The organism is Mesorhizobium sp. M0898 (genome assembly GCF_040319695.1).
Classification (GTDB): Bacteria; Pseudomonadota; Alphaproteobacteria; order Rhizobiales; family Rhizobiaceae; genus Mesorhizobium.
In genome coordinates this window covers 17,179-39,124 of the sequence record NZ_JAMYOE010000044.1, presented here as the reverse complement: position 1 = coordinate 39,124, position 21,946 = coordinate 17,179, and the positions used below count along the sequence as shown (strand labels likewise).

Below are 21,946 nucleotides of genomic sequence, written 5' to 3'. Positions count from 1 at the left end.
CTCCGCTAAACACGGGGGCTGCGCGGCGGACACGCCGACGTCACCGCGATGCCACGCCATTTTGCAGAACTTGACGCACACAACTGGCAGTGTACGGCCTCAACCGACCCTACCCGTCCATTCGCCTTCGGCAGCAGTTCACCTTCTCCTCAAGGGGGAGGGATGGCTCCTTACTTCACCAATCCCTTTTCCTTGTAATACCTCTCGGCGCCTGGATGCAGCGGCACCGGCATGCCGTCGAGCGCCTTGGCCGGGTCGATCGCCTTGGCGGCGGCGTGGGCAGCGGTGAGCTGGTCGAGATGCTCGAATAGCAGTTTTGTCATCTGGTAGGCGGTCTTGTCGGAGACATCGGCGCTGGTGATCAGGAAATTGCCGACGGCGGCGGTCGCAACATCCTCGGTCTGGCCCTCGTAGGTGCCCTTGGGGATGACCACGGAAAGATAGGGCGAGCCGATCTTAGCGACGTCCTCCGCCGGCACGGCAACGATGTTTACCGGCAATGAGGTGGCGAGGTCACGGATCGACGCGACCCCAAGGCCAGCCGACTGAAGCGTGGCGTCGAGCTGGCGGTTCTTGATCAGCTCCACCGATTCGGCGAAGGGCAGATATTCGATCCGCCCGAGGTCTTCGTATTTCAGCCCGGCAGCGGCAAATATCGTGCGGGCGTTGAGCTCGGTGCCTGAGGCCGGCGCGCCGACCGAAAGGCTCTTGCCCTTGAGATCGGCGAGCGTCTTGATGCCGGATTCCTTGCTGGCGACGATCTGGATGTAGTTGGGATAGATGGCGGCAATGCCGCGCAGCTTGTCGAGCTTGCCTGGGAAGCCTGCTTCGGTATTGCCTTCGGCGGCCAGCTTGACGGAATCGCCGAGCGCAAAGGCGATCTCGCCCTTGCCCTGCTGAAGCAGGTTGAGGTTTTCGACCGACGCTTTCGTCGCCTGCACCTGAGTACGCGCGCCTTCGATGCCCTTGCCGTAGATTTCCGACAGCGCGACGCCGAGCGGATAGTAGACGCCGGACGTGCCGCCGGTCAGCACGTTGATGAATTCCTGTGCCTTGACCGATACCGCGCCAAGGCCAAGCGACAGCGCCAGCACGCCGGCTGCAACAAATTTCGTCCTGAAATTGAGCATGCGATTTCCTCCCTGAAAATTCGCCGCCGTGCCCTCCTCGGCGGCACGAAGCGAGTTTAGACAGCGGGCGGGAAATGCCAACCCGCAATAGCAGCGACTAGACGAACGACTAAGCAGTGCCGCAACACGTTGGCGCTTGCGCAAGGTCGCATCGCGGCAGAAAGATTTTTCCAGCGCTTGTCGAAATCCGGCAGGGCCGCGCGACATAAGTCCGGCTCGCAACGATGCGGCCCTCGAGAAACGGGAGAAGACCATGCGATACATGCTTTTGATCTATGGAAACGAAGCCGGGATGGCAGCCGCGCCAGCAGATGCGGTGACACAGATGTCGAGCGCGTACGTCGCCTACACCGAAGCGCTGAAGAAATCCGGCGCCTGGCTCGCCGGCGACCGGCTGAAGCCGACGCAATCCGCTACCTCGGTGCGGATGGCCAATGGCAAGACCAACGTGCTCGACGGCCCCTATGCCGACACCAAGGAGCAGCTTGCCGGCTTCTATATGATCGAAGCGGAGGACGTCGACGCCGCCATTGCCTGGGCGGCGCGCTGCCCGGGCGCCAGCACCGGCACGGTAGAGGTGCGGCCGATCTGGGAACTCACCATGTGATGCCGGAATTGCCCGATACTGCGCGGGCGGCGGCGGAAGCGGCCGCCCGGCAAAGCTACGGCAAGCTGGTCGCTTATCTCGCCGCACGCACGCGCGACGTGGCCGCTGCCGAGGACGCATTGGCCGATGCCTTTGCAGCGGCGCTCGAGCGTTGGCCACAGGCGGGCGTGCCCGACAAGCCGGAAGCCTGGCTGCTGGCGGTGGCACGCAAGCGCCGCGTCGACGCGGTCAGACGGCGGCTGACACGCGAGGCGGGCCGCGACCACCTCAGACTGATCGCCGAGGAGATGGAGGCGCGCATGGCCGAGGAAGACCTGCCGGACGAGCGGCTCAGGCTCATGTTTGCCTGCGCCCATCCCGCGATTGAGGCCGGCGTGCGAGCACCGCTGATCCTGCAGACGGTCCTGGGCTTCGACGCAGCGACCATCGCCTCGGCTTTTCTTGTCTCGCCAGCCACGATGAGCCAGCGCCTGGTGCGCGCCAAGTCGCGAATTCGCGAGACAGGCATTCCGTTCCGCGTGCCGGAGCGGGCCGAGCTCGGCGAGCGGCTGGGCACCGTTCTGGAAGCGATCTACGCGGCGTTTGCCGAAGGTTGGTCCGACCCGGCCGGCACCGAAACGCGGCGCCGCAATCTCGCGACCGAAGGCATCTGGCTCGGCCGTTTGATCGCCTCGCTGATGCCGGATGAGCCGGAAGCACTCGGCCTGCTGGCGCTGATGCTGTTCGCCGAGGCGCGGCGTGCAGCCCGGCGCAATGCGGCGGGTGACTATGTGCCGCTGGCCGAGCAGGATCTTGCATTGTGGGACGATACCCTGATCGATGAAGCGGAGGCGCTGCTCGGGCGCGCGGCCGCCGAGGGTGTTGTCGGCCGCTACCAGCTCGAGGCCGCCGTGCAATCCGCCCATACGACACGGCGGCTGACCGGTTGTACCGACTGGGTCGCGATCAAGGAGCTCTACGACGCGCTGTCGGTGATTGCCGGCTCGCCGGTGGTGTCGATCAACCGTGCGGTGGCGATTGCCGAGGCCGAAGGTGCTTCAGAAGGATTGGGCGCGCTTGATCAACTCAGCGGCGACAAGCGGCTGTATGACTATCAACCTTACTGGGCCGCCCGCGCGGGCCTGCTGGCCAGACTCGGCAAAGTTCCACAAGCGAGCGAGGCCTATGACCGGGCTATCGGCCTCGAACGAGATCCGGCCGTGCGCCGGTTCCTGCAGGAACGACGGGCAGGGCTCGGCCGCGCGGAAAGACACTGAGACAAGGCGGAGTGCTTAGGCCGGCCACATGTCGTGGGAAGCATTCAGCCTCTTCATCACCCGATGTTCCCGCAAATTGGCCCACAGGCGTTCGATGTTCGGCCAAGCGGTTGGAACCTTCGCGACCTCCGGATGCCAGGCCACCAGCATGACGAGATAGATGTCGGCCAGCGAGAGTTGGTCGCCGGCCAGCCAGTCGCGGCCGTCGAGGGCGGCATCGAGAATGGCGAGGCTGCGATCCATTTCCGAGACCGCCGCCTGTTTGACAGCGTCCACACCCCGGGGATCGGTCGTGTAGCGATGAGCGTAGAAGAACCGCAGGCCAGCCGAATAGATGACGGAGGACATGAAAAACATCCAGCGCAGGAAGTCGGCACGGTCAGCCGAACTTGCTGCGGGCGCCAGTCCTGCTTCGGGGTGGCGCTCGGCCAGCAGGATGCAGATCGCCGCCGATTCGGTCATCGAGCGTCCGTCCGGCAAGATCAGGACCGGCACCTGGTTCAAGGGGCTGATATCTAAAAAGGCCTGGTCGGGTCGGCCCTTCGGAACGTCGATCTGGTCGAAAGGCACGCCCGCCAAAGCGAGCGCCGCCTCGACGACAAAGCCGCCGGTATTGGCACGCGTATAGAGCTTGTACATAAAGTCCTCCACCTGCCGGGCAGCGACGATTGATACGGAAGTGACCCGCCGCTCAAGCGAACGACGCCCGCCACAGGTGGTTTTTCAGCGGTCCACGCCGACGCGTGATACTGAGTATTTGATGTCGGAGGGCATCGCGAAGGATCGCTACTGACCGGTCAAAAACGCTCGTGTCTAAGCGCCCAATCCCTCGAACAGGATCGTCGAGAGATAGCGCTCGGCGAAGGAGGGGATGACGACGACGAGGTTCTTGCCCTTGTTCTCGGGCCGCGAGCCGACGACGATCGCCGCTTGCAGGGCGGCCCCCGACGAGATGCCGACCGGCACACCTTCGAGCCGAGCGACGAGCCGTGCATTGGCAACCGAATCCTCGTTCGAGACCTTGACGATCTCGTCATAGATCGTCGTGTCGAGGATTTTTGGCGCGAAGCCGGCGCCAATGCCCTGGATCTTGTGCGGGCCTGGCTGGCCGCCCGACAGCACCGGCGAGGCTTCCGGTTCGACGGCGACGACATGCACCGAGGGCCTGCGCTTCTTCAGCACCTGGCCGACGCCGGTGATGGTGCCGCCGGTCCCGATGCCGGCAACGAAGATATCGACTTCGCCATGGGTGTCGTTCCAGATTTCCTCGGCCGTGGTGCGGCGATGGATTTCCGGATTGGCCGGGTTTTCGAATTGCTGCGGAATGACAGCGTCGGGCAGCGTTGCCGCCAGCTCGTCCGCCTTGGCGATGGCGCCCTTCATGCCTTTCGGCCCTTCGGTCAGCACCAGTTCGGCACCGAGCAGAGCCAGCATCTTGCGGCGTTCGACGGACATGGTTTCCGGCATGGTCAGGATCAGCTTGTAGCCCTTGGCAGCGGCGGCAAAGGCGAGCGCGATGCCGGTATTGCCCGAGGTCGGCTCGATCAGGGTGGTCTTGCCGGGCGTAATCCTGCCGGAAGCCTCCAATGCCTCGATCATCGACACGCCGATGCGGTCCTTGACCGAGGCGATCGGGTTGAAGAATTCGAGCTTGGCCAGCAGATTGGCGACGACACCCTTCTCCCTGGCGAATTTATCAAGCCGCACCAGCGGCGTGTCACCGATCGTCTCGGTGATCGAATTGTAGATGCGGCCGCGGCCGGGCACGTGTGTGGGGGTGGCGGGCTTGTTCATTGATTTCCTCCCAGAGGTAAAGCGGCAAGAGTCGCGCGGGCATAGGATAGAGCCATCCACCGCGCAAGATAGGCTGTCGATCGAAAAATATCCGAGTGAAGTTCGTGCTGAGTACCCCCGCCTTTGCAAGGCGTGGCAATCGTTGGGCGGATTGGCGAAAGAGATCTATTGGCGGGCGGCAATTGCCGCCGCCGCGCCGACCATAAAGCCGGCGGCGGTGCGGTTGAGTGCCCTCAGCGCCCGCGGCGACTTCAGGAACCAGCGCGCCTTGGCCGCCAGCGCCAGATAGGGCACCAGCACGACGAGCAAGACGACGATGGTGAGCGCGACGAGGATACCGTAATCGGCCAGCGTGATCGTCTTCAGATCGACGATGGTCGGGGTGATGGCAAGATAGAAGATCATCGTCTTCGGATTGCCGAGCGTGACGGCAAGGCCGGCTACAAAGCTGGATGCCAAGCCGCCCTTGCCTTTCTTCGCCTCCACCGTTTCGGGCGTGATGCCGCTCGTCCAGAAACGCCAGCCAAGAAAGGCGAGGTAGGCGACGCCCAGCCATTTGATGGCCAGGAAGACCATGCCGAAAGTCTGTGCGACGAAAGCCAGGCCGAGCACCACGGCAGTGAGATAGGTCAGGTCGCCGAGCATCAGCCCGAACGACATGGCCAGCGACGAGTGGAAGCCGGAACCCAGAGCACGCGCAACAAGCGCGGTGACGCCTGGGCCGGGGATGGCCGCGGCGATGCCGAGGGCAGCACTATAGGCGAGGAACCCGGTGAGTGTCATGATTGGCGCTTGTCGCACAATGTTGAAGTTGGGTGAATTCCCTCGGGCCGGATTCGATTGCGCCAGCGCAGCAGGCGACACCGCCGTTCAGGAGCGGCCGTCTTCGTAGGTAACGCGCCAGATGGTGCCGTTACCGTCCTCTGTGACGATCAGGGAGCCGTCCTTGGCCATCGCGACACCGACCGGGCGGCCCCAGACGGCGTCGTTCGAGATGACGAAGCCGGTCATGAAGTCCTCATATTCGCCTGTCGGCTTGCCATCCCTGAATTTGAGCCTCACCACCTTGTAACCGGTCCTGGCGCCACGGTTCCACGAACCATGCATGGCGACGAAGGCGTCACCCTGATAATCCGCCGGGAAGTTCTTGCCGTCGTAGAAGGCTATATTCATCGGCGCCGAATGCGCCTGCATCAATACATCGGGGACAGTGGCCTTGCCGGCGAGGTCTGGCCGCTCGCCCTGATGGCGCGGATCCTCGTTATTGCCGATGTAGTACCAAGGCCAACCATAGAATCCGCCGTCCTTGACCGCCGTTGCAAATTCGAACGGCACATTGTCGCCGAGTTCGTCGCGCTCATTGACGACGCACCACAATGCGCCGGTGGCGGGCTGCACGGTCATGCCCGTACAGTTGCGCAGGCCGGTGGCGACAGTTCGCGGATTTTTCCCATCCGGGTCAAAGGCGAGCACATCGGCACGGCCGTCCTCGGAGCCCCAGGCCGCCCCGAGCGGCTTTGATTTGGCCCAGGCGTCGAGGCCGCTATCCGGCTCCTTGCCTATATCCTCGGCGACGTTCGAGGCGGAGCCAACCGACAAATAAAGCGTTTTGCCGTCCTGCGAGAAGGCGATGTCGCGGGTCGTGTGACCACCCGACGGGATTTTGGCGACAATGGTTTCTGGTTTGCCGGATGTCTTCAGGTCGCCATCGCGATAGGGGAAGCGGACGATGCTGTCGCTGTTCGCGACATAAACCCATTGCGGTTTGTCTCCTGGCGGATAGAAGGCGATGCCGTAGGGATAATTGAGCCCCTTGGCGAAGATCGCTTTCTCGATGGGCCTGGCGCTGCCCTCGGCGAGACGATAGACGCGTATTTGGTCGGCATGGCTGTTGGCAACAAACAGGTCGCCATTCGGAGCGACGCGCACGACACGTGGATTGACGATGCCGGATGCGATCATTTCAGCCGAAAAGCCCGACGGCAATTCTGGCTTGGCGCTTTCGGGCCGTTCCGCCACGCCGGCGCCGTTCGAAGCGGATTGGGCGGGGTCGGCTGCCGGCATGTCTCGCGGCCCAATCAGGCGTCGGACGCCAGGCCTGTCGGCGTGCCAATCGCCAAACGCGGCTTCGCCTTTGAGCACATTCTGATCCGCCTGCTGGGCGGCTGCCGGTGTCGCAACAAGGAGGGCAGCGGCCAAGGCCGCAAAGCCGCCAGATCGGATCATCAACGTCCTCCGGGATTCGCCTCGAACAGGGGCAAACGGCATCAGGTATTGATCGTTCCAAGCGGCCGTCCAGCACACGAGGATTTGAAGCCGAACCCGTTCAGTTGCCAGAGGCGTAAAAGTCGTCGTCGAGGCGCTTTTCCAGCGCGACCAGATCGGCCGGCAGCGGTAAACCCATCGCCCGCATCTCTTGCAGCTTCTCGCGCAACTGCTCTTGTACCTCGTGCTGATCCTCTGGCTGGTTGATCATTTCTTCGAGCAGCAGACTGATCTGGGCCTTGAACGATTCCAGCGCCATTCTTTTCTCCTCCTTGCGGCAGGCCGCGGCGGCTCCTAGCTCAGCATGCGCGAAATCAGCTGCGCCGTATAGTCGACCATCGGTACTATGCGCGCATAATTCAGCCGCGTCGGCCCGATGACGCCGAGCGCACCGACGACACGCGCGTCCTTGTCGCGATAGGGTGCCACCACCAGCGAGGAGCCAGACAGCGAAAACAGCTTGTTTTCCGAACCGATGAATATGCGCACGCCTGGGCCTGCCTCGGCGAGGTCGAGAAGCTGGATCAGCCCATCCTGCGTCTCCAGATCCTCAAACAGATGCCGCAGCAATTCTATGTCGGCCTGGGCAGTGACGTTTTCCAGGAGATTGGCGCGACCGCGCACGATAAGCCGCCCAGGCACGCCGCTTTCAGCGCCTGCCCAGACCGCCAGGCCCTTCTCGACCAGATCCTGCGACAGCGTGTCGAGGGCCGCCCTGGTCTCTTCCTTGATGCGGGCGATCTCGACCCGCGCCTCGGCCAGGGTGCGACCGCGGATATGGGCGTTGAGGAAGTTAGAGGCTTCGTGCAATTGCGAGATGGTGATGCCGGCGGGCAGATCGATGACGCGATTTTCGACGTCGCCGTTCTGCGAGACCAGCACGGCCAGCGCCTTGGTCGGCTCGAGCTGGATGAATTCGATGTGCTTAAGCGCCGCCTCATTCTTGGCGGCGAGCACGAGGCCGGCGCCGCGCGACATGCCGGACAGCATCTGGCTGGCCTCGGTCAGCATATGCTCCAGCGTCGCGCCCGAGCCGGAGGCGCGCACCTGGGCCTCGATGGTGCGGCGCTCCTCGTCGGAGAGGTCACCAAGTTCCATGAAAGCATCGACGAAGAAGCGCAGGCCTGCCTGGGTCGGCAGCCGGCCAGCCGAAATGTGCGGCGCATAGATCAGGCCGAGATGCTCAAGGTCGCTCATCACGTTGCGGATGGTGGCCGGCGACAGCGACGACGGCAGGATGCGCGACAGGCTGCGCGAACCGACCGGCTCGCCATCCCTCAAATAGGAATCGACGATGCGCCGGAAGATGTCGCGCGAACGCATGTCGAGCGATTGAAGCGCGGGCGATTGCAGCGCGTGCGAGGGGAGCACGTGCGACTGCAAACCGGGATCGACTGCCTTTGTCATTTCGAGCCAAAACCTCCGCCCCGAAGATATAGACTTCCGCGGTGTCGGCGCAACCGGTCCATTTTCCTTTGCGCGTCACGCCCCGTGCGGCTACAAGCCGGCCAAGATTCCCCGGCCAAGATTCCGAAGAAAGAAAGAAGCCTGAATGCGCCCTTCCAAACGCCAATTCGACGAAATGCGCCCCATCTCCTTCGAGCGCGGCGTCTCCAAGCATGCGGAAGGCTCGTGCCTGGTGAAGTTCGGCGACACGCATGTGCTGTGTACGGCCAGCCTGGAGGAAAAGGTGCCGGGCTGGATGCGCAACTCCGGCAAGGGCTGGGTGACGGCGGAATACGGCATGCTGCCGCGTTCGACCGGCGAGCGCATGCGCCGCGAGGCTTCGTCCGGCAAACAAGGCGGCCGCACGCTGGAAATCCAGCGGCTGATCGGCCGCTCCCTGCGCGCCGTGGTCAATCTGCAGGCGCTCGGCGAGCAGCAGATCACCGTCGACTGCGACGTGATCCAGGCCGACGGCGGCACGCGCACCGCTTCGATCACCGGCGGCTGGGTGGCGCTCTACGACTGCCTGCGCTGGATGGAAGCCCGCCAGATGGCGAGCCTGAGCAAGGTGCTGAAGGATCACGTTGCGGCAATCTCCTGCGGAATCCATGATGGCCAGCCGGTCATCGACCTCGACTACATCGAGGATTCCTCGGCCGGCACCGACGCCAATTTCGTCATGACCGGCAAGGGCGGCATCGTCGAGATCCAAGGCACGGCCGAGGGCGAGCCGTTCTCGGAAGAGCAGTTCGCGGCGCTGATGGGGCTCGCCAAGAAAGGCATTCAGCGCCTGGTCAGCTTGCAGCAAATGGCGGTGGCTTAGCTGCGGTCCAATATTGATGAGATTGGCGATCCTGTGACTCCTTCCGCAATCCTGGAATCAGCACTCTACGTGACCGACCTTGCTGCCGCGGAACGGTTCTATTCGGGCGTGCTCGGGCTCGATCTGCTCGGTAAGGTCGATGGCAGGCATCTCTTCTTCCGCTGCGGCGACGGCGTGCTGCTTATCTTCAATGCCGAGGCCACCAAAGTGCCGCCGCGGGCCGACGCCAAGCTGCCCGTGCCGCCGCATGGCGCGGTCGGCCATGGCCATCTTTGCTTCGCCGCAAGCGCGGATGAAATCCCACGCTGGAAAGCGCATCTTGAGGCGAAGAAAATCGCCATCGAAAGCGAGTTCGAGTGGCCGCAAGGCGGCCGCTCGATCTATATTCGCGATCCCTCCGGCAATTCGATCGAATTCGCCGAGCCACGAATTTGGGGCATCTGATGCATTCGCCAACTATTCATTCGCTTGATGGGCATAAGATCATCGTCGCAAGCCACAACGCCGGCAAATTGCGAGAATTCGCCGATCTGATGGCGCCATTCGGCATTGAAGCGAAGTCCGCAAAGGAATACGGCCTGCCGGAACCGGACGAGACCGGCACCACTTTCGAGGAGAACGCCCTCATAAAAGCCTTGGCCGCCGCCAAGGCCACTGGATTGCCGGCGCTGTCGGACGATTCCGGCCTGTGTGTCGATGCGCTCGACGGCGCACCCGGCGTCTACACCGCCAACTGGGCTGAGACGCCGGACGGCTCCCGCGACTTCGGCATGGCCATGCAGCGCACGGAAGTGGCCTTGCAAGAAGTTGGCGCGATCACGCCTGCCCAGCGCAAGGGCCGCTTTGTCGCGGTCATCTGCCTGGCCTTCCCCGATGGCCAGGCGGAATATTGTCGCGGTGAGGTCGAGGGCACGCTGGTATGGCCGCCGCGCGGCGAGCTCGGCTTCGGCTACGATCCGGTGTTCTTGCCCGATGGGTTCGAGAAGACCTTCGGCGAGATGAGCGCGAAGGACAAGCATGGCTGGAAGCCCGGCCAGCCAACCGCATTGTCGCACCGTGCCCGCGCCTTCCAGAAATTCGCGCAAGCCCGATTGGCCGCCGTATGACCATGCTGCTCGACCGCAGGCCTGGTTTCGGCGTCTACGTCCACTGGCCGTTCTGCGCGGCCAAATGCCCGTATTGCGACTTCAACAGCCATGTCCGCCACCAGCCGGTCGACCAGGAGCGTTTTGCCCGCGCCTTCGAGACCGAGCTGGCGACGATGCGCGGCCGCACCGGGCCGCGCGAGGTGACCAGTATCTTTCTTGGCGGCGGCACGCCATCGCTGATGAAACCGCAGACCGTGGCGGCGGTGCTGGATGCAGTGGCGAAGAACTGGACGGTGCCTGATGGCATCGAGGTGACACTGGAGGCCAATCCCTCCTCCGTCGAGGCCGAGCGCTTTCGCGGCTATCGCGCGGCCGGCGTCAACCGGGTATCGCTTGGCGTGCAGGCGCTGCACGACAAGGATCTGCGCTTCCTCGGCCGTTTGCACAATGTCGATGAGGCCCTGCATGCGATCGGCCTGGCGCGCGAGATATTCCCACGGCTGTCGTTCGACCTGATCTACGCGCGGCCCGGTCAGACGCCGGAAGCGTGGCAGGCGGAGCTCGAGCAGGCGATCGGCCACGCCGCAGACCATCTGTCGCTCTATCAGCTGACCATCGAGGAAGGCACGCCGTTCCATGCGCTGCATGCGGCAAGGAAGTTCATCATTCCAGACAATGAGCTTGCCGCCGATCTCTACGCGTTGACACAGGAGATCACCGCCGCGCGCGGACTGCCGGCCTACGAGATTTCCAACCATGCCAGGCCCGGCGCCGAAAGCCGGCACAATCTCACCTACTGGCGTTATGGCGAATATGTCGGCGTCGGTCCCGGCGCGCATGGCCGGTTCGTCGAAAATGGCCGGCGCGTGGTGACGATCGCCGAGAAAATGCCGGAGACTTGGGCCAATCTGGTCGAGGCCAAGGGCCATGGCGTTACCGGCGGCGAGATCCTGACGCGGTCGGAAGAGGCCGACGAGTTCCTGCTGATGGGGCTGAGGCTGGCGGAAGGCATCGACCTTTCCCGCTACGAGGCATTTTCAGGGCGCGGCCTGTCGACGGCACGGCTGTCGGTACTGCAGGACGAAGGCCTGGTGGCGCCGATCGGCAATGCGCGCCTGCGCGCCACGCCGGCCGGCATGATCGTGCTCGATGCGGTCGTGGCGGATTTGGCCAGATAGCACGTTGAAGAACGTTCTCTTCATCTGCAGCCAGAATCCCTTGCGCAGCCCGACGGCGGAGCAGGTGTTTTCCAAGCGGCGGGACATCGAGGTCGCTTCGGCCGGCACTAATCACGATGCCGACATTCCGTTGACGCATGAACTCGTCGCCTGGGCCGACATCATCTTCGTGATGGAAAAAACGCACCGCGCCAAACTGCAGCAGAAATTCAAGACAAGCCTGAAAAAGGCTCGGGTAATCTGCCTCGATATTCCCGACGACTATGCATTCATGGACCCGGCTCTGGTGGGCCTGCTGGAGGCGCGTGTCTCGAAGTATCTGGGTTGAACGATACATCGCGGAGCATGCGCAACCGCGCTTCGAGAACTGTCTCGACCGATCGCTAAGGTTTGCGGGGTCAAGCCTCGTGCTTGTGGCGGTGTTTGGCGCGATCTTTTTCGCTGGTCTCTCCGGAACGGACCGGCTTGATCTCGCTTTTGTCGCGTGAGGCATGGTGCTGGTCGTCTGTGGAATGTGACGCTGCGCCATCGCGGGCGCTTTTTGTTTCGAGGCGGGTGATGAAAATGTCGAAGCGATTGGGCATCGTCCGGTCAGTGCTCCATCGTGCGGTCGGTTTCGTTTGCGGGCTTGCTCTCTGCCGATCGCTGGCGTGCAAGCGGCTTCTTGGCTCTGCCATCTGCGGCTTCGGCAGGCCGGCTCTTGTCGCATGGTGCGGCGAAGCGTTTGCGGCCGGCATAGTAGGGTTCGAAAACGTCCTGTATCGTCAGGCTGTCCATCCTGCTCCTCCCGAGATCAGGGGTAAAATTCGCCGGCAACGGTTTCGTTCCCTACTGTGGCGAAGGCATGGCGGCCGGTTCACGTCGGCATCCCTTTTGGAACCAGGGCCTTTGCAACCCAGGCTTTTGCAACCAAGCGTGAGCCGTGCCAAACAGGGTCGAACGGAGTTGTGCAGGTGACCGGCGAATCGGCCAAACGCAGTTATGTGGTCGGGCAGACCGAAATCGCCGCCCGGCCGCTCGAGCCGGCGCTCTACCTGGTGGCGACGCCTATCGGCAATCTCGCCGATATCACGCTGCGCGCGCTGGAAACGCTCGCCGCCGCCGATATCGTCGCTTGCGAGGACACACGTGTCAGCCGCGTGCTGCTCGACCGCTACGGCATCCGCCGCCGCACCACCGCCTACCACGAGCACAATGCCGGCGACGCCGGACCGAAGCTGATCGCCGCGCTCGAGGCCGGCCAAAGCGTCGCGCTGCTCTCGGATGCCGGCACGCCGCTCATCTCCGACCCCGGCTACCGGCTGGTTGGTGAGGCGCTGGATCGCGGCATTCGTGTCGTGCCGATCCCCGGACCGTCGGCGCCACTTGCCGCGTTGACGGCATCCGGCCTGCCCTCGGACGCGTTTCTGTTTGCCGGCTTCCTGCCGGTGAAGACCGGGCAGCGGCTGACGCGGCTGGAAGCGCTGAAGGCGGTGCCGGCAACGTTGATCTTCTTCGAATCGCCGCGCCGGCTGGCCGAGACGCTCAGTGCCATGGTCGAGGTGCTGGGCGGTGCCCGCAAGGCGGCGATCGGCCGCGAGCTGACCAAGACCTTCGAGGAGATGCGGACCGACACCCTGCAATCGCTCGCCAGCCATTATGCGGGAGCCGATACGCCCAAGGGTGAAATCGTCATCTGCGTCGGCCCGGCCGATGCGGTCGCTGATGAGCCAGAAGACATCGACCGGCTGCTGCTTTCGCTCGCCGCCGAGATGCCGGCCTCCAAGGCAGCGGCGGAAGCCGCCAAGATGACGGGTGGCCAGAAGCAGGCGCTCTATCGTCGGCTCCTCGACCTCAAGAATGCCGGAAGAGACGGGACCGGCGGAGACGGCGATGGCTGAACGGCCGAGTGCCAGCCGACAAAAGGCCTACCGGCGCGGCCATCACGGCGAATGGCTGGCGGCGGCGGCGCTGATGCTGAAAGGCTACCGAATTCTGGCCCGCCGCCACCGCACCAGGTTCGGCGAGATCGACCTGATCGCGCGGCGCGGCGATCTGGTGCTGATCGTCGAGGTCAAGGCGCGCCGCACGCTGATAGAGGCAATGGAAGCAGTCGGCCGTGAATCGGAGCGCCGCATCGAAGGCGCCGCCGATTTCTGGCTGTCGCGCCAATCCGACTACGGAAAATTATCGGTGCGCTTCGACATGGTGGCGGTGCTGCCGTGGCGCTGGCCGGTGCATGTCGAGAACGTTTTCTACGGGCGGAACTAGGCTATTCCCGAAGTGGGGCCGTTTTGCTGCGCCTGCGGTTCAGATCATGGTTTGCCGATCTGTCAAGCATCCGCCCAGCGCTGACTGGAACAAAAGCGTTCCTGCGTTGTTCCCCAATCGTCCTGATGTTCGACGGGCTGGTTCAAATGCCGGCCAGGGCAATCCTCGTGGCAGCTATGCGAGGACAAAGGGATGGCGAGGCAAATGGATCCCGACGATCTCAACCCGGTACGGATCGTCACCGTGTTCGGCGGAACCGGCTTTCTCGGGCGCAGGATCGTGAAGCGGCTCCTGGAAAGAGGTTTCACGGTGCGCGCTGCATCTCGCCATCCAGCTCGCGTGGCCCTGGTCTTTTCCTCGATTACAAGGATGCCCGAGGCAGTCGAGGCGGATATATTGGATGCGTCCTCGATCGGGTCGGCCATTACCGGATCACAGGCGGTCGTGAATGCTGTCAGTCTTTACGTCGAGCACGGCGTCCAGACCTTTGAACGCGTGCATGTGAAAGCCGCGGCCGATCTCGCTGCCGCGTCGCGCGACCGCGCGATCGACCAGTTCGTCCTGATTTCAGGGATCGGCTCCGATCCTCAATCGGATTCGAATTACATAAGGGCGCGTGGGCGCGGAGAAGGTGCCGTGGAAAGCGCATTTCCCGGCGCTTTCATTGTGCGTCCCGCCGTCATGACAGGACCTGACGACGCTTTCCTCACGACCATTGTGAGGATGATACGCCTCCTGCCGGTCTATCCGCTGTTCGGCGATGGTGGCACACGGCTTCAGCCGGTCCATGTGGCAGACGTCGCCGAAGCAGTGAGCCGGCTGATCGACGGGCGAACCCACACGGGTTCATCCATATTCGAATTCGGTGGCCCGCGCATCTATACCTATAAGGAACTGCTTCGGGAGATCGCCCGACAGCTCGATACGCACGTCAAGCTGATGCCGGTGCCGTTTGCGGTATGGAACGCCTTGGCTGGCGTCGCGGAACTCCTCCCGGCTGCCCCCATAACGCGCAACCAGATCGATCTTATGCGTCAGGACAATGTGGCAGCAATCGACGCGCCTGGCCTGAAGGAACTCGACATCGAGCCGCGGGATATCGACGAGGTGATCCGTGCGATCGAACAGCGCCGTGGCGTAGGCTCGCGCTCGTCTCCGCCTTAGGACGGCCCCCTGATCCTGGCGGGAACCTATCGCCGCGCGACAGGTTGGTCGAGCTTGAAGCCGTGAAAGAAGGAAACGAACTATGGCCAGATGCGATCAATGCGGGAATGACTACGACAAGGCTTTCAAAGTGACGATGGCCGAGGAGACCTACACGTTCGACAGCTTCGAATGCGCGGTCCAGAAACTTGCTCCGATATGCCCGCATTGCGGATGCCGGATCATCGGACATGGCGTCGAACAGGATGACATCATCTACTGCTGCGCACATTGCGCCGCGGAGGAAGGTGCGAACGCGCTGACCGATCGCGCGCCTTGATGCACCTCCTTTGGCGTCTCCGGGTCGACCATTCCGAACGACTGCGCCGGCTCACCCCATATTGCCAGTGCTGTCAGCACGACGACGACCAGCCGAGGTCAAGACGCCGAGGTCAAGGCCGCCGCACGTTGATGGAGGCAATGGATGCAGTCGGCCACGAATCGGAGCGCCGTATCGAAGGTGCCGGCGATTTCTGGCTGTCGCACCAATCGGACTACGGAAAATTGTCGGTGCGCTTCGACAAAAGGCAGCGTGCGTCGTCTTGATCGCGCCAGAGCTGTCATGTTCTTGCACGTTCAAGAACCCGCGTTCGACGGCTCGTTTAGACGTCGTTCCGTGGCAAGTCGGCTCCCGCTTGGACGAGTCGCTCCACGACGGCGGCCGCCTCCTCTGGAATGGCCGGTATGGTGCCCGACTTCCGCGTCGATCCGAAATCGAGGCCGGCGAAAAAGAGACCTGGAACAACGCCGACGCCATCCTCGTGGACGGGCTGGCCGGCTGCATCGAGCGCGCCGGGAAGCCGAACCCATGAGAAATCGCCGGTGAAGCCGGTGCACCAGATCACTGATCTGATGCCGCTCGCCGTCCAGTCGAGGGAGCGGATCGGAGGATCGGGCAAGCGCGGTTCAATCGTCTCGGCTGGATCATCCTCGGCCAGTGGCGCTTCGAGGCCGGCGCGCTCGATGTACTCGTCAACCAGGCGCTTGGCATTCGCGGAGACCTCGTCGGCAAATCGCATATGGTCGTCGAGCTCGTCGCCGAAGACGAGGTTGCCGTTCTCCACACCCCTGAAGCGGCCGAGCAGCACCACGCCCTGTGCACTCAGCGATTGCAGGCTGATCGTATGGGTCGCGCCGACCAGCGCGCGGGCCTGCAGCTTGCCGGAGGGGAGGACGAGTTCCTTGCGCGGAACGTCGAGAAAACCGGACAGCGTCAGCCATTTAAGTATGTTGCCCCCGCGGTAGCGCCGCACCCAACGGCCGTTGCGGCTGGTCGCCAAAAAGACCGCACGTCCGGCCAGCGCCAGATCCTCGGCGATCTGGCCGCCCGACTGACCGCTGCCGACCACCAGCACCGCGCCACTCTCTAACTCGGCCGGGTTGCGATAAGCCGAGGAATCGACTTGGCGAATTGCGGTTGGCAAATCCGCCGACCCTGCTGGCCGGACCTGCCGATTCTGGTCGCCGGTGGCGATCACCACATTGCGCGCCAGAAATGCCCCGTCCGTCGTGGTGATGCGAAAGATCCCGTCGTCTCTCGTCAGCTCTTGCACCGGAGTTTGGGTGCTTACCGGCAGGCGGTGCCGCTCGGCATAGCCTTCGAGATACGCGACAAATTCGTGGTGGGTTATCGCGCCCCACGGCTCGGGCCCCTCGTAGGAATCACCGGGTAAGATGGAGCGAATGGTCGGCGAATTCAGTCGAAACGAGTTCCACCGCTGCGTTCGCCACGTTTCGCCGATCCGGCCTCGATCGAGTACACGGTGGTCGCGGCCCTGCCGTTTCAAGAAGTAGCTGACGCCGAGTCCCGCCGGACCGGCGCCAATAACGAGGGCGTCAAGAACTTCGCTCACGCATTCCCCCTGCCAACCATACGTCCACAAGATCGTATGGCTCGACTTCGGGCAAGAATAGAGTTCCGGCTGGGATTGCGCTATCCGCGCCGGCTCATCCCCAGATGGCCAGCCCCGCCAGGCCGACGATGCCGACGACCAGCCGCCACCAGCCGAACAGCGCGTAGCCATGGCGCGAGACGTAGTCGAGCAGGAAGCGCACGACGATTAGCGCGGTGACGAAGGCGGCGACGAAACCGACGGCGATGATGGGCAGGTCGGCGCTGCTCAGCACATTGCGGTTCTTGAACAGGTCGAAGGCGAAGGCGCCGACCATCGTCGGGATGGCAAGGAAGAAGGAGAATTCCGCCGCCGCCCGTTTGTCGACCCCGAGCAGCAGCGCGCCGACGATGGTCGAACCCGAGCGCGACGTGCCGGGGATCAGCGACAGGCACTGAAACAGCCCGATCTGCAGATAAAGCCTGGTCGGAAACCGCTCGACATCGTGGTAATAGGGCTTCGGCTTCATGCGATCGACCAGCAGCAGGATGACACCGCCGATGATCAGCATGATGCAGATCAGCCGCGGCGATTCGAACAGCACCGTCTTGATGAAATCGTGCGCCAGCGCGCCGATAATGGCCGCCGGCAGGAATGCGATGAGGATGCCAAGGACGAAATGCCGCGTCAGCCGATCGTAGGGCAGCTCGAGCAGCATCTTCCAGAGACGGCGGAAATAGACGCTGAGAATCGCCAATATGGCGCCGAGCTGGATCAGGATCTCGAAGGCCTTGCCGGTCGAATGAAAGCCGAGGAAATGGCCGGCAAGCAGGATATGACCGGTTGAAGACACCGGAATAAACTCGGTCAGGCCCTCGAGCATGCCGAGCAGCAGCGCTTCGACGACGGTCTGGCTTTCCATGGCAACCTCGGCGTTGGAGTGAGGGCGTGAGAAAAGGGCTTGCTTGTCACGGCGCGGAACTCCCCCTATAGGTCGCAGCACCCTGACAGCCCCTGAATCGGGCGGCCAAGACTTACCGGCGCAGCCGGCGATTTGCCAGTGCGCTCTATTATCGCGGGACCATGCTGACGCTTTTCCACCATCCGATGTTCGCCAGCTGCCGCTTCGTCCGCCTCGCCTTTGGCGAGTATGGCGAGGAACTGGCGCTGATCGAAGAGAAGCCGTGGACGCGGCGCAAGGAGTTCCTGGCGCTGAACCCGGCCGGCACGCTGCCGATCCTGCTCGCCGAAGGCGACGTGCCGATCGTCGGCGCAGTGGTCATTGCCGAATATCTCGACGAGACGCGCGGGGTACTCAAGCGCGACAAGCGGCTGTTCGCCGAGGATCCGATGGAGCGCGCCGAAATCCGACGGCTGACCGATTGGTACCTCAACAAGGCGGAAAGCGAGGTTACCCGGCACCTGGTGCGCGAGCGCGTCCTGAAGCCGGTCATGCCGGAAACGGCAGGCGGCGGCTCGCCCGATTCGGCGGCGATCCGCGCCGCCCGCGCCAATATCCGCCAGCACATGAAATACACCAACTGGCTGGCCGGCACCCGTCATTGGCTGGCCGGCAACAAGGTCACCTATGCCGATCTCGCGGCGGCGGCGGCACTGTCGGTGCTCGACTATCTCGGCGAGATCGACTGGCGCGAACACAGCGCCGCGCGCGAATGGTATACAAGGGTGAAATCACGGCCTTCGTTCCGGCCGCTTCTGTCCGACCGGGTGCGCGGCCTGTCGCCGGTGTCACATTATGCGGATCTCGATTTCTGATACGGCAAAGCTGCGCGCGCTGATCGACCGCGAGGCGCGGAATGCCGGCTTCGACGCCGTTGCCGTCACCACGCCCGATGCGATTCCGCAGGCGCCGGAACGGCTGGCCGAATTCGTTGCCGACGGCTTTCACGGATCGATGGGCTGGATTGCCGAAACGCTCGAGCGGCGAGGCAAACCGACAACGCTTTGGCCAGAGGTCCGCTCGATCATCGTGCTGGCGATGAATTACGGGCCCGACCACGACCCACGCGACATCCTGGCAAAGCGCGACCGCGGCGCGATCTCGGCCTATGCGCAGAACCGCGACTATCATGACGTGATGAAAGGCCGGCTGAAGGAGATCGCCGGCAAGATCGTGGCGCGCGCCGGCGGGGACGTGAAAGTGTTTGTCGACACCGCGCCGGTGATGGAAAAGCCGCTGGCCGAGGCGGCCGGCCTCGGCTGGCAAGGCAAGCACACCAACCTGGTCAGCCGCGCGCATGGCTCCTGGCTGTTCCTCGGCACCATCTTCACGACGGCCGAGCTGGTGCCGGACGCGCCTGAGAACGATCATTGCGGCTCCTGCCGAGCCTGCCTCGACGCCTGCCCGACGGACGCCTTTCCGGCGCCTTACCGGCTCGATGCACGGCGCTGCATTTCATACCTCACCATCGAGAACAAAGGACCGATCCCGCATGAGTTCCGGGAAAAGATCGGCAATCGCATCTATGGCTGCGACGACTGCCTGGCCGCCTGCCCGTGGAACAAGTTCGCCCAAGCCGCTTCGGAGGCAAAGCTTGCCGCCCGCGCGGACTTGCGCGAACCGCCGCTCGCCGAGCTGCTGCGTCTCGACGACACTGCCTTCCGCACGCTTTTTTCGGGCTCGCCGATCAAGCGCATCGGCCGCGACCGTTTTATCCGAAACGTGCTGATAGCGGCCGGCAATTCCCAGGACTTGTCGCTGGCCGGCGCCGTTCGCGCGCTGCTCGACGACGCCTCGCCCCTGGTTCGCGGAGCTGCGGTATGGGCGCTGTCGCGGCTGGTGCCGGGTCGGGAGTTCGCCGAACGTGCCGCAGCCGCTTTGCAAGCAGAACATGACGAGGCGGTGAGAGGCGAATGGCTTCTGGCCCTGCCAAAGCCGATCGAGGCGCATACATGACAAAAAAGCAGATTTTCATCTTCGGCGCCGGTTATTCGGGCAGGGCCTTCGCCCGCGCCAACAGGGATGCCGACACAACGATCTTCGGTACAACACGGTCGCTGGAAAAATTCGCGGCGCTGCGGCAAGCCGGTATCGTGCCGCTGCGTTTCGATGGCACGCTGACCTCCGAAATCGGCGATGCCCTTGGGAAGACAACCCATCTCGTCGTCTCGGTCGCGCCGGACAAGGCCGGCGACCCGATGCTGGGCGCGGCACGCGAGGAGATCGCGGCCAACATGCCGGAGCTCGAATGGATCGCCTATCTCTCCACCGTCGGCGTCTATGGCGACCGTGGCGGCAATTGGGTGGACGAGGCCGCCGAATGCCGGCCGTTGTCGAAGCGGTCGGTGATGCGTGTTGCAGCCGAGCAGGATTGGCTACAATTGGGCCATGACATCCACCGGCCGGTGGCGATCCTGCGGCTTTCCGGCATTTACGGGCCGGGCCGCAACGCCCTGGTCAACCTGGAAAACGGCACTGCGCGGCGGCTGGTCAAGCCGGGCCAGGTGTTCAACCGCATCCATTGCGACGATATTGCCGGTGCGCTCTGGCATCTCGCCGAGGGCAATCGCGGCGGCATCTTCAACGTCACCGACGACCTGCCGGCGCCGCCGCAGGACGTCGTCGCCTATGCCGCCCAATTGATGGGCATCGAGCCGCCGCCCGAAATTCCGTTCGAGACCGCCCAACTTTCGCCCATGGCGCGGTCTTTCTACAGCGAGAACAAGCGTGTCGCCAACGCGGCAATCAAGGCGGCCGGTTATGGCTTTCGCTTTCCCGACTATCGCTCGGCGCTCGATGCCATGTGGGCGAGCGGCGACTGGCGCGACGGCGAGGCGCGCAGCCCGATGAAACGGTCATGATCGATACGTTGCGCGGGCTATGGTATGATGCGGTTCAAATCGCGGAGGGGTCCAGCTTGGGGAAGACGTTAGCGCGAGCCTTGCCGGGCAAAACGCTGCTGCTGACGGCAGTACTGGCCATCGCCGGCTTGGCGGTGCTTGCAACGCAGCCAGGGAGCGCCGAGCAACGGGCAAAGGACCTGTTCGGCGCCAAAAAGCTGCCAGCACTCGCAGCAGCGCAATCGATCGGCTTTTATTCCAAAGGCTGTTTTTCCGGCGGCGTCGCCCTACCCATGGACGGCCGGCACTGGGAGGTGATGCGACCGTCGCGCAATCGCCGCTGGGGCCATCCGGCAATGATCGCGCTGATCGAGAAACTGTCGCGCGATGCCGCTGCCGACGGCTGGCCGGGCTTGCTGATCGGCGACATCTCGCAACCGCGCGGCGGTCCGATGCTGACCGGCCATGCCTCGCACCAGATCGGCCTCGACGCCGACATCTGGCTGACGCCGATGCCCGACCGTAAGCTCTCGGCCGAAGAGCGCGAAAACATCAGCGCTACCTTGATGGTCGATGAAAAGACCCATTTGGTGAAGGACGGGCTGTGGACGCCGATGCACACGCGGTTGTTGAAGCGCGCCGCGAGCTATCCCGAAGTCGAGCGCATCCTGGTCAATCCCGGGATCAAGAAGAAGCTCTGCGACACGGTCAAAGGCGACCGTAGCTGGTTGCGCAAGGTTAGGCCGTTCTGGGGCCACGACTACCACTTCCACATTCGCATCGGCTGCCAGGCTGGATCACCCGACTGCAAGGCACAGGAAGCGACGGCGCCAGGCGATGGCTGCGACCAGGCGCTGGCCTGGTGGTTCACCGAGGAGCCGTGGCGCCCCAACAAGAACCCGGACAAGCCGAAGGCACGCGACCTGATGACCATGGCGAACCTGCCCAGGCAATGCCAGTTCGTGCTCGACGCGCCAGCTCCGCCGTCGGCGGAAGCAGTCACCTACTATGGCGACGGCGTGCCGATCGCGGCCGTACCTGCTCCCGCGGCAGAGTCTTCGCCGCCGCCGACGGTCGCAGCCGGCGCGGCAGCGCTTCCGGCCTCGGCGAACGCCTTTGTGGCGACGCCCGAGATCGGCATTCCGCTGCCGCGGCCACGACCGGGGCACTGATGCGGGCAGCGTGTTCGCTGTCTGCATCCGTGCATCTCCACTTCGAAAACCGATTTCCCTTTTTGCGGTCATGCGCTAGTCAACGAGAGAACGGCGATACG

General features: G+C 63.7%; 27 protein-coding genes. 16 read left to right on the top strand and 11 right to left on the bottom strand.

Going from position 1 to position 21,946, the window contains the following annotated elements:
• Positions 1 to 170: 170 nt before the first annotated feature.
• Positions 171 to 1,130 carry a TAXI family TRAP transporter solute-binding subunit gene (locus NKH90_RS29035; protein WP_352822481.1) on the bottom strand — a complete coding sequence of 320 codons (960 nt, stop codon included), beginning with the start codon at positions 1,128 to 1,130 and terminating at the stop codon, positions 171 to 173.
• A 253-nt stretch (positions 1,131 to 1,383) separates the two neighbouring features.
• On the opposite strand from NKH90_RS29035, the gene NKH90_RS29030 reads away from it, so the two are divergent.
• Complete coding sequence (locus NKH90_RS29030) at positions 1,384 to 1,737, top strand: YciI family protein (RefSeq protein ID WP_023718846.1); 354 nt, start codon at positions 1,384 to 1,386, stop codon at positions 1,735 to 1,737.
• Positions 1,737 to 2,993, top strand: a complete 1,257-nt coding sequence (locus NKH90_RS29025) for an RNA polymerase sigma factor (protein ID WP_352822479.1) — start codon at positions 1,737 to 1,739, stop codon at positions 2,991 to 2,993. The genes NKH90_RS29030 and NKH90_RS29025 overlap by 1 nt, the downstream gene beginning before the upstream one ends.
• A gap of 15 nt (positions 2,994 to 3,008) precedes the next feature.
• Here the strand turns inward: NKH90_RS29025 and NKH90_RS29020 are convergent, their stop codons facing one another.
• The 6 genes from NKH90_RS29020 to hrcA form a co-directional block, all read right to left on the bottom strand.
• A complete protein-coding gene (locus NKH90_RS29020; protein ID WP_352473578.1) occupies positions 3,009 to 3,632 on the bottom strand; it encodes a glutathione S-transferase family protein in 624 nt (207 codons plus the stop codon).
• A gap of 174 nt (positions 3,633 to 3,806) precedes the next feature.
• Positions 3,807 to 4,787 carry a cysteine synthase A gene (cysK, locus tag NKH90_RS29015; protein ID WP_352822476.1) on the bottom strand — a complete coding sequence of 327 codons (981 nt, stop codon included), beginning with the start codon at positions 4,785 to 4,787 and terminating at the stop codon, positions 3,807 to 3,809.
• Positions 4,788 to 4,952: 165 nt separating this feature from the next.
• Positions 4,953 to 5,570, bottom strand: a complete 618-nt coding sequence (locus NKH90_RS29010) for a LysE family translocator (protein WP_352614746.1) — start codon at positions 5,568 to 5,570, stop codon at positions 4,953 to 4,955.
• Between the two features lie 87 nt (positions 5,571 to 5,657).
• Complete coding sequence (locus tag NKH90_RS29005; protein WP_352770198.1) at positions 5,658 to 7,013, bottom strand: PQQ-dependent sugar dehydrogenase; 1,356 nt, start codon at positions 7,011 to 7,013, stop codon at positions 5,658 to 5,660.
• Between the two features lie 100 nt (positions 7,014 to 7,113).
• Positions 7,114 to 7,311, bottom strand: a complete 198-nt coding sequence (locus tag NKH90_RS29000; protein WP_023678983.1) for a hypothetical protein — start codon at positions 7,309 to 7,311, stop codon at positions 7,114 to 7,116.
• A gap of 35 nt (positions 7,312 to 7,346) precedes the next feature.
• Positions 7,347 to 8,459 carry a heat-inducible transcriptional repressor HrcA gene (hrcA, locus tag NKH90_RS28995; RefSeq protein ID WP_502893799.1) on the bottom strand — a complete coding sequence of 371 codons (1,113 nt, stop codon included), beginning with the start codon at positions 8,457 to 8,459 and terminating at the stop codon, positions 7,347 to 7,349.
• Positions 8,460 to 8,604: 145 nt separating this feature from the next.
• On the opposite strand from hrcA, the gene rph reads away from it, so the two are divergent.
• The 5 genes from rph to NKH90_RS28970 are packed head-to-tail and all read left to right on the top strand — an operon-like array spanning position 8,605 to position 11,915.
• Positions 8,605 to 9,321, top strand: coding sequence for a ribonuclease PH (gene rph / locus NKH90_RS28990; RefSeq protein WP_352473573.1), 717 nt, complete (start codon positions 8,605 to 8,607; stop codon positions 9,319 to 9,321).
• 33 nt (positions 9,322 to 9,354) lie between these two features.
• Entirely contained in the window at positions 9,355 to 9,765 is a 411-nt protein-coding gene (locus tag NKH90_RS28985; protein WP_352822474.1) for a VOC family protein, read from the top strand.
• A 14-nt stretch (positions 9,766 to 9,779) separates the two neighbouring features.
• Positions 9,780 to 10,427, top strand: coding sequence for an RdgB/HAM1 family non-canonical purine NTP pyrophosphatase (rdgB, locus tag NKH90_RS28980; RefSeq protein WP_352822484.1), 648 nt, complete (start codon positions 9,780 to 9,782; stop codon positions 10,425 to 10,427).
• Positions 10,424 to 11,587 carry a radical SAM family heme chaperone HemW gene (hemW, locus tag NKH90_RS28975; RefSeq protein WP_352770195.1) on the top strand — a complete coding sequence of 388 codons (1,164 nt, stop codon included), beginning with the start codon at positions 10,424 to 10,426 and terminating at the stop codon, positions 11,585 to 11,587. Before rdgB ends, hemW begins: the two co-directional genes overlap by 4 nt.
• Positions 11,588 to 11,591: 4 nt before the next feature.
• Entirely contained in the window at positions 11,592 to 11,915 is a 324-nt protein-coding gene (locus NKH90_RS28970; protein WP_352822472.1) for a low molecular weight protein tyrosine phosphatase family protein, read from the top strand.
• Between the two features lie 70 nt (positions 11,916 to 11,985).
• Here the strand turns inward: NKH90_RS28970 and NKH90_RS28965 are convergent, their stop codons facing one another.
• On the bottom strand, positions 11,986 to 12,171 hold the full coding sequence (locus tag NKH90_RS28965) for a hypothetical protein (protein ID WP_352539787.1): 186 nt from the start codon (positions 12,169 to 12,171) through the stop codon (positions 11,986 to 11,988).
• 7 nt (positions 12,172 to 12,178) lie between these two features.
• A complete protein-coding gene (locus tag NKH90_RS28960; protein WP_352539786.1) occupies positions 12,179 to 12,364 on the bottom strand; it encodes a hypothetical protein in 186 nt (61 codons plus the stop codon).
• A gap of 176 nt (positions 12,365 to 12,540) precedes the next feature.
• Here NKH90_RS28960 and rsmI point away from each other — a divergent pair, with 176 nt between their 5' ends.
• From rsmI to NKH90_RS28935, 5 genes are all read left to right on the top strand, one after another.
• Entirely contained in the window at positions 12,541 to 13,467 is a 927-nt protein-coding gene (gene rsmI, locus NKH90_RS28955) for a 16S rRNA (cytidine(1402)-2'-O)-methyltransferase (RefSeq protein ID WP_352822469.1), read from the top strand.
• Entirely contained in the window at positions 13,460 to 13,837 is a 378-nt protein-coding gene (locus NKH90_RS28950; RefSeq protein WP_352822467.1) for a YraN family protein, read from the top strand. Before rsmI ends, NKH90_RS28950 begins: the two co-directional genes overlap by 8 nt.
• 192 nt (positions 13,838 to 14,029) lie before the next feature.
• Positions 14,030 to 15,001, top strand: a complete 972-nt coding sequence (locus NKH90_RS28945) for a complex I NDUFA9 subunit family protein (protein WP_352539784.1) — start codon at positions 14,030 to 14,032, stop codon at positions 14,999 to 15,001.
• An 82-nt stretch (positions 15,002 to 15,083) separates the two neighbouring features.
• Positions 15,084 to 15,320, top strand: coding sequence for a metallothionein (locus NKH90_RS28940; protein WP_352926009.1), 237 nt, complete (start codon positions 15,084 to 15,086; stop codon positions 15,318 to 15,320).
• A gap of 140 nt (positions 15,321 to 15,460) precedes the next feature.
• Positions 15,461 to 15,586, top strand: coding sequence for a PDDEXK family nuclease (locus NKH90_RS28935; RefSeq protein WP_352502686.1), 126 nt, complete (start codon positions 15,461 to 15,463; stop codon positions 15,584 to 15,586).
• 56 nt (positions 15,587 to 15,642) lie between these two features.
• On the opposite strand, the gene NKH90_RS28930 is transcribed toward NKH90_RS28935, so the two are convergent.
• Together NKH90_RS28930 and NKH90_RS28925 are read right to left on the bottom strand one after the other, a co-directional pair.
• A complete protein-coding gene (locus NKH90_RS28930) occupies positions 15,643 to 16,893 on the bottom strand; it encodes a flavin-containing monooxygenase (RefSeq protein WP_352822463.1) in 1,251 nt (416 codons plus the stop codon).
• 94 nt (positions 16,894 to 16,987) lie between these two features.
• A complete protein-coding gene (locus NKH90_RS28925) occupies positions 16,988 to 17,794 on the bottom strand; it encodes an undecaprenyl-diphosphate phosphatase (RefSeq protein ID WP_352473563.1) in 807 nt (268 codons plus the stop codon).
• 161 nt (positions 17,795 to 17,955) lie between these two features.
• On the opposite strand from NKH90_RS28925, the gene NKH90_RS28920 reads away from it, so the two are divergent.
• The 4 genes from NKH90_RS28920 to mepA are packed head-to-tail and all read left to right on the top strand — an operon-like array spanning position 17,956 to position 21,845.
• Entirely contained in the window at positions 17,956 to 18,648 is a 693-nt protein-coding gene (locus NKH90_RS28920; protein WP_023678968.1) for a glutathione S-transferase family protein, read from the top strand.
• Positions 18,629 to 19,789 (top strand): tRNA epoxyqueuosine(34) reductase QueG, encoded by a 1,161-nt coding sequence (queG, locus tag NKH90_RS28915; RefSeq protein ID WP_352473562.1) that lies wholly within the window; start codon positions 18,629 to 18,631, stop codon positions 19,787 to 19,789. The genes NKH90_RS28920 and queG overlap by 20 nt, the downstream gene beginning before the upstream one ends.
• Entirely contained in the window at positions 19,786 to 20,694 is a 909-nt protein-coding gene (locus tag NKH90_RS28910) for an SDR family oxidoreductase (protein ID WP_352822460.1), read from the top strand. Before queG ends, NKH90_RS28910 begins: the two co-directional genes overlap by 4 nt.
• Before the next feature lie 56 nt (positions 20,695 to 20,750).
• Positions 20,751 to 21,845, top strand: coding sequence for a penicillin-insensitive murein endopeptidase (gene mepA / locus NKH90_RS28905; RefSeq protein ID WP_502898885.1), 1,095 nt, complete (start codon positions 20,751 to 20,753; stop codon positions 21,843 to 21,845).
• Positions 21,846 to 21,946: the final 101 nt, after the last annotated feature.